At 46.7% G+C, this 14,753-nt stretch carries 9 protein-coding genes; 7 read left to right on the top strand and 2 right to left on the bottom strand.

Annotated features, from left to right (window positions below; all coding sequences use genetic code 11):
- Nucleotides 1–159: 159 nt before the first annotated feature.
- Nucleotides 160–3,861 carry a hypothetical protein gene (locus BSG09_RS09650; RefSeq protein WP_092932535.1) on the top strand — a complete coding sequence of 1,234 codons (3,702 nt, stop codon included), beginning with the start codon at nt 160–162 and terminating at the stop codon, nt 3,859–3,861.
- Nucleotides 3,862–4,648: 787 nt separating this feature from the next.
- Here the strand turns inward: BSG09_RS09650 and BSG09_RS09640 are convergent.
- Nucleotides 4,649–4,894 carry a FaeA/PapI family transcriptional regulator gene (locus BSG09_RS09640; RefSeq protein WP_092932664.1) on the bottom strand — a complete coding sequence of 82 codons (246 nt, stop codon included), beginning with the start codon at nt 4,892–4,894 and terminating at the stop codon, nt 4,649–4,651.
- Nucleotides 4,895–5,078: 184 nt separating this feature from the next.
- Between BSG09_RS09640 and BSG09_RS09635 the strand changes: the two genes are divergently transcribed.
- The 3 genes from BSG09_RS09635 to BSG09_RS09630 all read left to right on the top strand — a co-directional run bounded on the left by BSG09_RS09635 (nt 5,079) and on the right by BSG09_RS09630 (nt 6,719).
- Nucleotides 5,079–5,456, top strand: coding sequence for a DUF7344 domain-containing protein (locus tag BSG09_RS09635; protein WP_254799177.1), 378 nt, complete (start codon nt 5,079–5,081; stop codon nt 5,454–5,456).
- Nucleotides 5,457–5,686: 230 nt separating this feature from the next.
- On the top strand, nt 5,687–6,337 hold the full coding sequence (locus BSG09_RS20170) for a hypothetical protein (RefSeq protein WP_139246206.1): 651 nt from the start codon (nt 5,687–5,689) through the stop codon (nt 6,335–6,337).
- Between the two features lie 160 nt (nt 6,338–6,497).
- On the top strand, nt 6,498–6,719 hold the full coding sequence (locus tag BSG09_RS09630; RefSeq protein ID WP_394328114.1) for a DUF6887 family protein: 222 nt from the start codon (nt 6,498–6,500) through the stop codon (nt 6,717–6,719).
- A gap of 2 nt (nt 6,720–6,721) precedes the next feature.
- Here BSG09_RS09630 and BSG09_RS09625 read toward each other — a convergent pair whose 3' ends face one another.
- Nucleotides 6,722–7,984, bottom strand: coding sequence for a tyrosine-type recombinase/integrase (locus tag BSG09_RS09625; protein ID WP_092932529.1), 1,263 nt, complete (start codon nt 7,982–7,984; stop codon nt 6,722–6,724).
- Nucleotides 7,985–8,331: 347 nt separating this feature from the next.
- Here BSG09_RS09625 and BSG09_RS09620 point away from each other — a divergent pair, with 347 nt between their 5' ends.
- From BSG09_RS09620 to BSG09_RS09610, 3 genes are all read left to right on the top strand, one after another.
- A complete protein-coding gene (locus BSG09_RS09620; RefSeq protein WP_139246205.1) occupies nt 8,332–9,048 on the top strand; it encodes a hypothetical protein in 717 nt (238 codons plus the stop codon).
- Between the two features lie 1,094 nt (nt 9,049–10,142).
- A complete protein-coding gene (locus BSG09_RS09615) occupies nt 10,143–11,273 on the top strand; it encodes a tyrosine-type recombinase/integrase (RefSeq protein WP_092932525.1) in 1,131 nt (376 codons plus the stop codon).
- A 199-nt stretch (nt 11,274–11,472) separates the two neighbouring features.
- Nucleotides 11,473–14,538 (top strand): ATP-dependent nuclease, encoded by a 3,066-nt coding sequence (locus tag BSG09_RS09610; RefSeq protein ID WP_092932523.1) that lies wholly within the window; start codon nt 11,473–11,475, stop codon nt 14,536–14,538.
- Nucleotides 14,539–14,753: the final 215 nt, after the last annotated feature.

The raw sequence follows: 14,753 nt of genomic DNA, 5'->3' as shown, positions 1-14,753 counted from the left end.
TAGAAAAGTGGCGTGCACGGCCGTCACTAACCGCCTGACGAGGGCGCATCTCTCCCCCACAAGACGGACAAATCACATTTGATAGATATAGGGGTATAACTCTGGAGCAAGAGGGAGCAGCGGAACTATTATACCTCAAAGTACACTTTCCACTTAGCAATGAGACAGGGTATTGAACTGGTGGATGAGGACATTTCATCATTTGAGCCCAAACGAGCTGTGAAATTCTTTCGTGATCTAATCTGGGCTTCTGCCTCGAATGCGGGGATACAAACAGACACTCATGTGAATCTGAATATTTATACGCCAGATGGTGGGATCGATGCCGAGGTCGAGGATGAGTTTGAAGTGGAAGTCACCGAGGCAGACGAAACAGATCTAATTCCAAAGGGAAGGACTGGATATCAAATCAAAACAGGTAGCAAGCCCTCGAAGTCTGATTGTGAAAACGAATTGATGAACAGTGACGATGAGATTAAATCATATGTCAAAGATGTCGTGTCTTCTGGTGGGAACTACGTCTATGTAACGTTCTCTCAACTCACTTCTGAAGAAAGGGAAGAGCGTATGTCAGCGATTGAAAACCAACTGAGTGAGGAAGGTTATGACGACTGTGATGTATATCTTTTTGCTACAAGCCAATTAGTAAAATTTGCCAACCAATTCCCGGGACTAGTTTTCAAGTATACTTCTATAGAAGGTGGAGGGATCGATATTGAGACCTGGTCAGAAAGGAGGCCTATTCGAGTCCCAGAGACGTATGTCGAGACGGATGAGCGACGTGCTATGGTAGAGAAGATACGTAGCCTGCTTACAAAAACAGGAGAGTTTGAGGATATCGACGATTGTCCGGTTTGCAGAGTTCGAGGAACCTCCGGGTTAGGTAAAACCCGCTTAGTGTACGAGGCAGTCAATCACGAACAATTTTCGAAGCGCGTTATATACGGGGCCGCAGATGAATTTGAGGGCAGTGAATTAGCCACAACGCTAGAAATGGATGATAGTCGAGAAGCAATCATCATCTTGGATAACTGCTCCAGGGAGCAGCATCGAGCCTTCATTAACAGGTACGGGTCCTACAATCGATTGGCGTTGATCTCGATCTCAACTGATCGAAGTAGAGTATCTGCAGATTTGCCTTTGACAATTGATCGTTTATCAAAGGATGAATTAAAGGATATTCTAAATGCTGCGTATTCAGAGTTGCCAGGCCACACGGTAGACCGATTCGCTACAATTGCGGACGGATACCCCGAAATGGCATTGTTATTGGCAGAGCGATACACTACTGATGACACAGAAGAGAGTGTGGTGGAAGTCTCTGATTCCACTATCTTTGACCGCCTGTTGGTTGGCAACGAACAAGATGCACCAGACTTGCGTGATGTCAAGAGAATATTGACACCTTTTGCATTTTTCGACCGTATTAATTGGGAAAACAACTCAAATGAGAAAGAGTGGGTCATCAAGGCGTTCGACTTGGACTCTGATTATTCAGAGAACACTATTTCAGAAATAGTCCAATACGAGAAAGATAGAGATGTATTGAAGGGTGAAGAATTGTTGTCACTCGGAACAATTCCATTGGCAACCTATTTGATGAAATCTGCACTTGAAAGGAACTCCTCAATCCTAGATTCAATATTTCATGAAAGCTGTCCTTCAAGATTGAAATGGACATTTGCTGAGAGAATACCGTATGCTAATACCCTAGACATAGTCCAAAATTGGTCTGTTGATAGACTCTACACAACAGAATGGTTCGGAAGATATGGATTCCAAGCGGATATTGGACCAATTTTCAGGGGGCTTGCTGAGGTCTCTCCTGATGAAGCCTTAGATACTCTTGAAATGTTCATAGGAACGAAAGAGCGAGAGGAACTAGAGAAAATCGAGAGTCGGAGGACTATTCTTGAGAGTTTGCGACGGATCGCAGTCTGGGAGGAGCACTTTTTCGGTGCAGCTAGGCTCCTACAGAAGTTAGCAGAGGCAGAGAATGATGATCAGTACGTGAACAATTCTACAGGGTTGTTCGCGGACTTATTTTCGCCGCATCCTGGTCCATATGCCCCGACTGAAGTTGCTCCGATGGATCGATATCCGATTCTGGAGGATCTCCTTTCTTCCCATGACCCTGACAAACATCGAGTTGGGTTAGAAGCGGCCGAACAAGTTCTATCAATCCGAGGAAGTAGGGGTGGCGGAATCCCACATCGCCAAGGTGCCAAGCCAGCACCAGATCTTTGGTCTCCCGATACCAACGAAGAAAGAATAGAATACTTCGAGGAAGTCTGGAAACTTATCAAAAGGAATTTAGATAAATTCCGTGAGGGGAACTTTGAGAATGCAGTAAACATCCTGACTAGTAATAGCCGGAGATTGGCAGAAAGTGAGGATCTGACCCCGACCATTCAAAGCACTCTCCGAGAATTGTTAGATCATCAGGATATAGATGCTAATAAAATAATTTCAGCAACTAGTGCGATTGTCCACTATGATGCAGATGGTTTCCCAGAAGAACTTCAAAAGTCATGGCAAGAGTTTGAAGATGAGCTAACGAACCGGGATTTCCACACAAAACTGAAACGATATATCGCTGGTCATAACTTGGTTGATCGTTCGGAAGAACGTGAAGAGGTCACAGAGAGGCGAATTGCTTCCCTGGCAGAGGAAGTTGTTGAAAATCCAGATAGAATTTCCGATGAGTTGGATTGGCTGCATGAAGCTTCTTCACAGAACGCAGTTGATTTCGGACGAGAACTCGCTAAGCGGGACCATGATAGGGAACTAATTGATGTTTTCTTAACTGGTTTACAAGAGGTCGAAACTAATGCAGCTTGTTGTATGTTTGGCAGTTATCTTAATAGTATTACTGACACCTGTGAGGATGCTCCAAAGAATGTTTTTGATCGTTTAAAAGACGATCGACACCTGATCCATTTCTTCCCCTTCCTAGTTCGGCGAGCTGACCCTTCAGATGAAGCGGCTGAGATGATTTTAGATTCTATAAGGAATGGCGATATTCCAATCCGGAAAATTAACCAGATTGAACCTATCGCACGTGGCGGTGATCTATCTGAGGACACATTTTTGGAAATTGGGTCCTATTTATTGGATGAAAATACGGCAAAGGCATCTAGCATATTGGTGAATCTAGCGTGCGACTTTTACCGGCGTGATGATGCTCCACGAGTCGAGAACAACATGATCGTACCGGCGCTCACCCATCCTGATCTTGTAGAGGGGGAATCAGAAGTAGCCATTGGCGGCCATTGGTATGAGTGGGAACAATTAGCTGAAATCACTATTTCCCAGGATATATCAAATGGGTTTGATATCGCTGAGCAAATCATTGATTCATTGGGCCAGACAGGTGGTGTTGTCCGAAGTCGGGATAATCTTGATGTCGTTCTCCGGCCCTTATTCGAACAAGAACCCCAGAAAGCATGGGAATTAGTCGCTGAGGGATTCGATGATAATTCCAGTCGGGCTAGGCTTGAGGCCTGGTTAGCGGGAACCAGAGTAAATTCAGGTGAATCTGCCATCTTGTCCGTTCCTGAATCCACGTTATGGAGTTGGGTGGATGACGATCCCGAAGAACGTGCACCGCAGTTAGCACGCTGCTTGCCCTCAATGAGCCACTCTGGTTGGTGGAATCTAACTCGGGAATTGCTGATTCGCCACGGGGACACAGATGATGTTTTTGAAGAATTGAGTGCCATAGAACGAGGTGGGATGTTTGGGAACGATCTGTTTCGCAGTCGCCGAGACGAACTGAAGCAATTGCGTAGGGCTTCTTCGAACCCTACCGTACGCCGATGGTTAACACAGGAGATTCGGGCTATTGAGAAGTTTCTCTAATCATTCTACCACTATTATAAGTCTGAACAGCTCTGGTGACCGATTCACTCAAACCATCTGACTCAGGAAAAAGTTTCTCGAATCATCTTACTCACTTTGCCCAGTTGTCCTCTGTAGGCAACACGATTGGCAACCGTCTCTCTGAACCCGTCCTTATTCATCACTCACTCAAAGTACGGTTTCGGAGAGCTTCGAGTGAAGCTAGTCACTCCAGATAGGATTTGTAATAAAAATAAGATAGAAGAAACGAAGCAGGAGCACTGAGTAACAATCAATGACCGGCTACGATTCCGCAGTGTCCGCGCCGGTCAGACTGAATAAAGTCAATCACATTGCCAACAGCTGTTATCACAAGAGACGATATCTCCCCACTGTAAAATAGAAGGTAACTAGATAAGATGCCGACATCAGATAACGAAGATTCATCGAGCTCTGAGGATGATACAGGTAATTTCCAGTTCGGACACGATCTTAAACCGTCTGCGGAGGAAGAACTCCGAGATCAGTTTCCGAATCAAGATCATCCGTGAGAACTTCGACAACCTCGCAGACTACACCGTGATACCGGGAATCGGGGTCGTCAGAACCAATGTAGATTTGAACTCGATCACCGGCCGAATACGAATCACGTGACGGTTGCGGGATGTCTTCCATTGATTCATGTTGGATCTATAATCTGCATCAATCCATTGTTACGTTCGCAGGTTTTTATTTTGGATTATTCACTCAAGACTGGTTTGAGATGGGTGTTGGGAACTGTTCTATGACACACTCTGCAGTGCAAAATTCACGGTGTTTCAGAAGTTGATGTGTGGCCGGGATACCACCAAACCATCCCACGCGCACCGACCTTCTTGCATTCAAGCACACCTTCTTGTTCTAATTTCGCCAACCGATCCCGAACACCTCGATGCGTGATATCGAAGTGAGATGCGACCTCAGACGTAGTCAGGACGGGATCAGAGGCTGAGCGAAATACGTCGAGGATGTCGTCGTCAGTGATCGTCGGTTTCCGGCCAGGTCCGTCGTCCATCATGAAAAGCGCTGGTCAGACGGTAGTTAGCCATTTATTCTCTTGAGAGAACTAACCGTCATTAGTTCTTTCAAAAGAACTAATTCCGTGCCGAATTTGCACGAGAACATGCGAATGATCGCTCGCGGATATGCCTTAGGAGCACAGTTGTTGGTGATTCATAGGCTGATTTTACGGATTCGCTATGGATTACAACAGCTCCATTGACGACTTTCTCTCACAGGTCTACCACTCACTTAGAGCATCACGTCGTCGATACGTGATCAAGCTGGTGGCTGAGAGCGATGATGAACTCTCGGTCCGAACTCTCGCCAAGGAAATCACCGCCCAAGAACAAGACGTCTCGGTGGATTGCGCGACTGGTGAGCCGTACCGGAACGTGTACAATGCACTTTCTCAGACGCATCTATCGACCCTTTCAGACGCCAATATCATCATCTATGACTCCAAGAGACAGGTTGTTACTGCTGGATCTAATCATACGCTTGCCCTTCTTTTGAGCAATCTCAATGAGATTGCGCTCCAGACGTTACTGAGCCAGGAATACACGGATACAAATTAGGGGTCTTGTTGAGATTTCCAATTGATTATAGATTTGAAGCTAAAAGACATAATTGAAGGTGGTATTTTACGTTCGGTATCAACTGGCGATTGAGTAAGTACCTGACTTTCAACGTACACAGTAACATGAGAATCTGAAAAGATTATTCTCGGCTGCAGAAGGGTACCGGCGTAATACTGGTCCAGTCTAGGACCAGAAATAACCAAACAATCATTCATATGCAATAGCCAATGTTCATAGCAAAACGTAACGATATCAACCACATCTATACTGGTAAAGAAATACAGACACTAATTAGTCAAAGTCATTATCCAACCTTAGAATACAATTTCAGTTGCCCTATTTGTAATAGGGAGGTCGAATATAATGGATTGTCAACAAAGTATCTGCTCGATTTCTTTGTTCATAAGGATGGAACGCCCGACTGCTTTGCGGCCGAATCAATATCCGGGGGACATCAGATTGTCGCTGAAATAACTGTAAAAGCCCTCCACAACCGTATCAATGAACTCACTGGTGAACCAGTAGAGATCAACGTCGAAAAGTGGATTGGGACTCAGCCAAACTTCGTAATCGCGGATGTGAAGATTACAAATCCTGTACAGATTGCTGCTGAAATTTATCACAAGGCATCAAAGCTTGCCCTGTATCGCCGTCTTAGAAGAATGTTCTCCAATGGATATCGTACGTATCTGATTTTCCATACCGGCGGACGTCATGATGTTGATCGAGTTGAACAGTATATCCAGCGGATTGCTCCACTCAAGGTTGGACGATTCAACCCGGAGACTCTAGAACTGACACTTGGGGACCTGTTCACTGAGGAACAAGTAAAACTCAGCCGATATAATCGTGAACTTCTACCAAGGTACGTTCGATAGTAAGATATTCAACAGAGCAAGATATTCAGTTCCCGGTAGTGATCCAATCGCCAATTGATGAAATGACTTGGCGTCAATGATGTGATCGCAACGGCCGAAAAGAGACCTGATCCGTCAACTGGAGTCAGATTTTGATTCAGTGTTGAAATGAAAACAACAAATACCAGGGCCCATACCAAGTAGACGATATTCCGGGACTATGACTGATGACGAACTCCGTGAGTATGTTGCACAACACCGCGAAGACATTTACTACGCTCTACAAGAGGGCGACAGGTGGGCTCGTACTGTGGCAATTAGCGCACTCATTGCTGCTGGGGATGCCGAGGTTGAACTGGCAAAACGTGAATTGGAAGCTGCCCAAGAAACGGAGTCAGAGTAATGTCAATCGAAGTCGAGTTTGTTCAGCAGATCCGGGTTTTGCTGGAGGATTTGTTCTAAGACCACGCCGGTGCCCATCTCATCAATAACACCCTCTATGTCGGCAAGATCTTCAGCGGTTTCTTCGGGATCTTGAATATCTTCCGGCGGAAGATCGTGCGCAGCGTCGGCTGTCAGCGGGTTCCCGCACCCCGGGCAGTACCGGGCCCCACGGCGGACGACGGCGAAGCACGCCGGACACTCCCGAGAGTCATCACCCGGTTCACCAATATCGGTGCCGTCGAGATTCCCGCGTTCAATCAATCCCATGGCGACGGCCATGTCTTCGAGTTCTTCGTCCTCAGTCGGGTGGTCATACCGTTCGAGCATCTTCGTGCCCTCCACCCACTTCGCGCGTTTCACGATAATTCGATCGGGAAGTCCCTGCCGCCGCCACCGCGTGACGGCGGTGTGCCGGAAGTTGTGGAGGTTCAGTCGCTCGCGCTCAATGTCGGCTTCCTCTCCCATCTCCTTGATGATGGTGCGGATGCGACTCGTACAGAGAGCCCCGTCCTCACCTTCGTAGCCCTCCTTTTTGTGGATGAGCGCCGCCTCCGGGTCATCTCGGCGGGGATGCTCCCCTTGCAGATACGTGGCGATGTGCGCCCGCGAGAACGACAATGGGGTGTGGCCCTCCGCGCTCTTCACGTAGGCGTCCTCGTTCACCTCAACGGCTGCAACGTCTCCTCGCAGGTCGATGTGCTTCATTCGGAGACTGGCGATAGCGGATGCACGCCAGCCCGTGTCGGCGTACAGCGCCACGAGGGCCTTCCCCCGGCTGTCGCCTTGTTCGAGGAGTGCATCGATCTCCTCCTGCGTCAGCAGCTCCTCAGGGTCCGGGCCGGATTCGTCCTCATCCTCTTCCTTGAACTCGATGTCGGCATACCATGGGCGGCCCAGCCATTCGAAGAATGGCCGGATCGCGCTCTTGTAATTATCAATCGTCCCGTCCGACAGTCCTCGGTTTTCGTCGAGTTCCTCGACAATGAACCGGTTGAAGTCGGTCTGACCCATCTTGGTCAGCGGGACGCTAGCTCGCTGGGAGGCGAGGCGCAGGTGCTTGAGGTTGCCCGCGAGCGTGTGATCTTCGTTGTCTTTGTTCGCCTTCCGGTGAAGGACGTAGTCGTCGATGGTCTCGTAGTCGGTCTCGGGGAGGTCTGCTTCTTCGAAGAGCCTCTCCTGTCGGGGGAGTCGGTCGTCGAGAGCTTCGGGATCGTCAGCGTTCATAACTTGAACACATCCTCCCTAAGTCATGTCCAAACTTGACGAGGACATCTTGAAGTTATTGAGGACTGTCGATGTCTGTTCGATTTGTTCGCTATGGCAGACAGAATCAAAGATTTGGTTTCAATTCTGCCCAGAACACTTCCTGTAACGCGGCTGCTAGCCCTATTGAGACTACTGGCTTCTAATCCGATATCTTTCGTTAGCGGATTTGCTTGTTCTGATTCCATACAGGAATGAGTAGTGTATTTATTTCCATTTCACTAACTAAAGCAAACGTCACGGGAATTTGGTTTGAACTGCCGGTTCGTCAGCGCTTTTATTACAAGCACCGTGAAATCCTATCTGTCATGCCAGAGAAGGGTTTACTCACTGAAACCGATCGTGACTGGTTACAGGACGATGAAAAGAACAAGTCGAAGCGAAAAAACGCATGCCAAGAACGAGTTGCAATGGCAATGGACGATCTAAAATTTCTATCCGGACTCGACATTGATAATATCTCGAATCTAAATTCCTTTGGGGAGCTATTTGAAAAGGTCACAGATGAAGCAGTAGTTGATGAAGTAGATGATCATCAGGATGCCGCAAAACACCTTATCGCCCTCGCGTACATAATCACCAATGACACAATCGATTACGACGGAATATTTGATGAGGAAATTCTCGACGAAGGCTATACTCCATCTGACAAACCAACTGATGAATTACTGGCTTTCAGAAGAGCACTTTCAGATGGAATTAAGCTAGGAAAAGATCAACTTCAGGATTCTGATTCTGAAAGATACATTGAGGAAGAGGTCCCTGATCTAGTATTGGTTAACCCGAATACAAGATTATATGAGACCCCAACCAAAGATGATCTTCCCACCTATCTTGATAAAGACTACTCTGGTGAGAATAAGCGGTATCAAATGGCAGTAAACACTCCTGATGGTGAAACATTATCCCCACAGGAGGTGAAAGAGAGCATGGCCCTTGAGCTTGATTTAATGGTTTGTAAAGAGATCTCATATAGACATAGAAGATCGGATAAAGTGGTTAAGAGCCGAGCTTTGGAGTATTGACGAGGGTGACTTCAAACTGAAAGGGGACTCCCATGAAGCGCTGGTAGAATTCAATCCCGATAGAAAATCACGTTGTCTATTATAAACTCTACCTCAAACGGTACGATTGGGCGTCACTTGTCGTGAATTCTTCTGCAAATATGCTGACTGCTGTCTAGTCCGTATCTGGTCATAGGCTCAAACACGATGGCAAGTGCAGCGAACAAGACAACTAAAATCACGACTTATCTTGATCACCTTTCCGGGACCGTGCCCGCAAGTACGTATCATTCTCACAAGCGGGATCTTACCGTATATCGATGCTGGTGTGAGAAACATGGTATCGCTCCCGAGCACGCGCGTGATGAACAAGTAGCGTGCTTTGTGGAAGATTGCCTTATTTCCAGTAACCATAGCGTCGATACCGTATATGGTCGCCTCTGTACTGTAGCAAACTACCTTGCTGTTGCCACAGGGGATGATCCTGAGCTGGTGAAGGTTCAGATTGCTTCAGAACTCAACATGGGGGCCGCTCCAGAGGTGGATACGCTGAAGAACCGAATTTGGCATCCAATTAATGAGGGTCGATGTCTTGATGAAACCACCAGAGAAACTGTAGAGGCATTGTTCGATCACCTTCGGCAACGCAGGTTCGGGTCCCGGACGCACGTTTTCGCAGAGATCCTGGCCGATACGATGAGCCCTGTAGGCCCTGTTCAGAGGATTAATCTGTCAAATATTGATTTGGATAAATCAGTAGTAGAGGTTGAATTGTCCGACCAGTTCTTGGCATCACAAGCAGGGTTGGTTACTGAGCGTTCAGTTGAAATCTCGGCAACAACGAGTGAGCCACTGAAAATATATTTGGATTATGAACGAAAGGCGAGTCATGAGAACGGGAGGCGACCGCTGTTTACATCCTCACGAGGGAGGTCTAGCAGTTGCACCCTTCGCCGATCGGTTAAGAAGGAGAGTGAAACCGCTATCACATACTCTCCGCATAGCGCCAATGTACAGCAGGAAAGTTCAGGAGATCAGAACCGCTCTCCGGAGCATTATAGCGTAACTCCTTCCGATATTCGGTGGTGTGCTATTGCTGACCTAGTTAACTAACTATGACGAAAGAGTTGGCTGAAGTACTGGTTCAAATTGATGATCCCGACACAATCGAGCAGGTTCTAGAAGCAGCCAGGATCGAAGAAACACCAGAAAACGGCCTCTCTCCCCTGAAACAGCCAACTCTGTCGGAGCAATTTGATCGATACTTGTCTCGTCGAAAAAACCGGAGCCCAGCCACACGTGGTCAGTACCACCGTACTATCCCGGATTTCATTGACTTTTCCGAAGATCACGGCGTAACACACCCAGCAGGCATTTCGGTAAAACTGGTAGAGGGGTACATAGACAAACTCGAACTGGAGTACGACCTAGACGCCACAATCCTCACCCACACGAAAAATGTCCGGGCGTGGTTACGCTGGCTTGCAAGGCGAAACTACTGCGAGGAGGGAGTCTACCGACTTCTCGACAAGAAGGAACTCGGACTCTCACTGAAGGCGCGCGACGAGACAATTCCCGAAGAGACGGCAGCTGCTAGCATCCAAAGACTGCGGCAACGTCGCCGCGGATCTTCAATGCACTCTCTGATGGAACTCGGCTGGAATGGCGGACCGCGAATCGGTGACATTCATTCGGCCGATTTACAGGACTTTGATCCAGATAACAACACACTTCGATTCCGACACCGGCCAGAAACCGGGACTCGACTCAAAAACGGCAGTGAGGATGATGATACACCAGGGGACGGTGAGCGCGATATCGTGATCAAGGATTGCACCGTAGAAGCGATCCAGTTGTACATCGACACTGAACGTCCTGACGTCACCGACGATTATGGACGACGACCCTTGTTCGCAACGTCATATGGACGTGCATCACGGTCAACACTGCGCCGATGGATATACGAAGCAACGAGTTGTCACTGGGCACCCGAAACGTCTGATGGACCGACCTGTGATGGCAGTTGCGACCCAGATTCGAACGTCTGCCCACAGTCATATTACCCGCATGCAATTCGACGAGGTGCAATAGTCAATCAGCTAAGCGGTGGGCTCCGTCGAGATCTGGCCAGTGATCGATTCAACGTATCCGAAAACGTACTGAGAAAACACTATGATACACGGTCGAAGCAGCAAAAGAAGGAAGATCGATCCGAAGCGGTTCGAAAATCTTGGCCAGACTGGTGAATCTATCTGGGGAGCACTGTTTAGATAAGGAAAACCGCACCGATCGAAAGACGGTGAAGTTCCGGTATCAGCTGTAAAATCACTGCTCTTCACACGCTGCAAGTAGTGGCATAACTCAGCAAGACTGGTCAAAAAACGGCTTCGGCACGTCGGAATTTCTAGCAATCATTATGTACCTAGAATCGCACATCTCAATCACATGTCTGACCGACCTCTTCCCCTTGATAGGTTCAGTCCTGATGCACATCTAACTGCTCTAGAAGATTTAGTGAAAAGATACGATGAAGAGAGAGAACCGATTCATTATAAGAAGGCTGCAATAAATCTGAACGAAACCACTTGCTCCAGTTGCCTTCGGTTTTTCAGTGATATTAGCTTGATCGAGGCTGAGAAAGCAGGAGTGTATGTTCCGTCAAAACCAGTTGTTGACTATTTTAGGAAGGTCGGTGATTCAAAAGAACAAGCGAGAAAAAATATTGGGGAAAATCTGAGCGAGTATGATCTATTCTCTGAAGCCCAGTTCTTAGCTAAGAACGAAGAATTCACACTCGACGAACTTTCGACTAAAGTAGCAGGTCAGTTGGATATCGATAAAGACAATCTGGGAAGTGTTTCCACAGCGATTGAGATCTTCTCTCTGTTTGGGTTCTTCAAGTTGGATACTTCAGAGGAAGACCCAGTTGTCTACACATCCGATGATGGAATATCTCCTAGTCAAGATAATGAAAAAGACACGGAAGTGGAATCAGTCAACTTGACTTCAACTCAAGAATTACCGGACAATCCTCGGGAAATTGAATTTCCTCCTACTCGCGGAAATCCGGAGGCACTTCTAGATTTAGTAGGCGTGCTTTCAAAAGGTGGAACTCATTCGGTAGAGAGTCTTACCGATGATCTTGATGTTTCAAAAAGATCTGTTCGGGGGTCTACGAAATACGCGAAAGCACTGGGATTTGTTGAAGAGACGGAAGAGGGTTTTAAACTTACAGATGATGGGTTCGAGTTGGCTTTTGCCTCTGAAGAATCAGAGAGAGAGAACCTATTCAAAGAGGCAATTAAGCGGTGTTCCAGTTATCGGCATATTCTTCGGTCTTCTATAGCAGAGTCAAGTGAGGATGGGGGAGATATAGATTGGATAGACTCACCGACTATCCGCAAGGAGCTACGAACCACGTTCAACTTTAGAGATTACCAAGATGAAACCCTGAGGAAGGCAATTACGACTATACTTCAGACAGCAGAAAGTGCCGGACTCGGCGAATACATTGTTGGTCGGGGAAGCAAACCCACCCGTTTAGAGCTTTCATCAGGGTCTCTGAAACAGTTAGATTCCCTTCTATCTTCCAGTACTTTGGTGAAAGTTGAAGGGGAGCAATCTGCAAATCAAGAATCTACTCAGAGTTCTTTGGAATTCGTTGAGGAAGAAATCGTTCAGGATGACTTCGAAGACACTGAGGAGAGTGTCCAAGGAGAGTCTAATAAAAAAGTTTTTTCGCAAGAACGTGGGCCAGCAATACAAATATCTGAGATACGCATCCAAAATTTCAGAAATATCAGAGATACAGGGTTTATCGAGTTGGAGAATGTGACAACCCTAATTGGCAAAAATGAGAGTGGGAAAACCTCTACTTTAGAAGCGATCAACTCCTTCTCGAAGGATTATGAGTATACGGATCGGGATCTCTCCAATTCAAAGGCGACTTCAGATTTTGATGGGGATATACCCATAATCACCCTTCGGTTCCAGCTTAGCAAATCGCTGGTTGAAGACTTTTACCCCGATATATCCCAAGAGATTGAACATCCACTCACTATTACAAGAACAAAATACTTCGACAATAGCTATGATTCGCAAATTGAGGCTTCCGTTGATGTAGACGAACCCGATCTACCTTCTCCGAACGTATTGTATTATGATAGCTACGACCTTATTAGCGATAAGGCATCGATTGACCAATTAAAGAACGGTGAGCGAAACACTTTCCAGAATCTTCTAGATATCGGTGAGGTATCACTAGATGATTTTGGAGATTCAATGTTAGCTCAATCAAATGCGATTGAGCACGCTCAGAACAGAATAGAAGATAAACTGAACGCAGCTTGGTCTCAGAAAAGCCTGAATATTGATCTCAACTGGGTTGACTCAGACGAGACGTTCCACCTGATGATTCAAGATCAACTAAACTCAGGTTCTGCAGTAGACGAACGACCGCTAACTTATCCCTCACAACGGAGTGAGGGCTTCCAGTGGTTTTTCTCGTTCTACATTAATTTGCTCGCGGAAACGAGCGGCGATGATCATGAAAGCAAGGTACTACTCTTGGATGATCCCGCAGTCTACCTCCATCCAGAGGGGAAACGCGATTGGCTTGAATCAGTTAATGAGATCGGAGAAAGTGAACAAGTAGTTTTCTCTTCACATTCACCATACTTAATTGACAAACGCTACCCTTCACGAATTCGTGCTGTAGAGGATACTCCAGGGGGAGGTACAAAAATTAGAGAAGACATCTTTGAATCGGATAATCACACTCTTGAGCCTCTTCGAAATGCATTAGGTGTTGATCTTGGCTCTTCCCCCTTTGTATCCCGCCGACAACTCCTTGTTGAGGGTCCAACCGAGTATTACGTAATAGCTGCGGTAGCTAATTATTTCAACCAAGTTCTGGACAGAGATTTATTTGGGTGGCAGGAAGTTTCAGTTATGCCGGTCCGTGGAGCCAGTAACGTCGTGGGGCAAGCAAGTTGGCTGGAAGCTGAAGGGATTGACTACGTAATAATGCTGGACAGTGACAAGGCAGGCCAAGACACGTACGAAAGAATCAGAGACCATAATCACGATATTAAAACAGATCGTGTTGTTTTATTACAAAACACTTCTAGCAGCGAAAACGTCGTAACCGAAGATATGTTTGTTCCTCAATTATACGTTTCCGAATTCAACGCAGAGTATGAAGAATATACATCTGAACTCGAATCCAGTTTTGAGCCCGCTTCCGTAGAGGAAATTGGCGGACTGAGTTGGGAGATCGGGGGTATTGAATACGATGGAACACGGCTTGACAAAGTCTTAGTAGAATATTTGGAACAATCAGATATCGCTGAAGAAATCCAAAACTCAAGAGGTGAGATCGAACTCCGCAAACGGCAGATTGCGGAACGAATCGCTTCTCGACTGAATCGGTCGGAAGTTGACGAAAATCAGCTCGATTCATTTAATCGGTTATTTGCTGAGATTGATTCAGCCATGGATCCAGACGTTTAATCTCTAGATCCGACTTCTATTAGCAGATAGACAAGCGAAATAGATTGAAGCCGACAGATATCGTAAATTCTGAAATCACACGTACCTGCTTATGACCTCTGGCCCGTATCGATACAATTATATTTCCTGACAGATCTCAGCTTGAGCGATGTTCTGTGGAGCAAAGTCCGTCCGTTCCTTCTAATATATAAGAAATTCTTCCTGACATTTATATC

Origin of the sequence: Natrinema hispanicum (assembly GCF_900111485.1) — an archaeon.
Taxonomy (GTDB): domain Archaea; phylum Halobacteriota; class Halobacteria; order Halobacteriales; family Natrialbaceae; genus Natrinema; species Natrinema hispanicum_A.
Note: the sequence above shows the minus strand (reverse complement) of the source record. Positions and strands in the feature narration are given on the sequence as shown.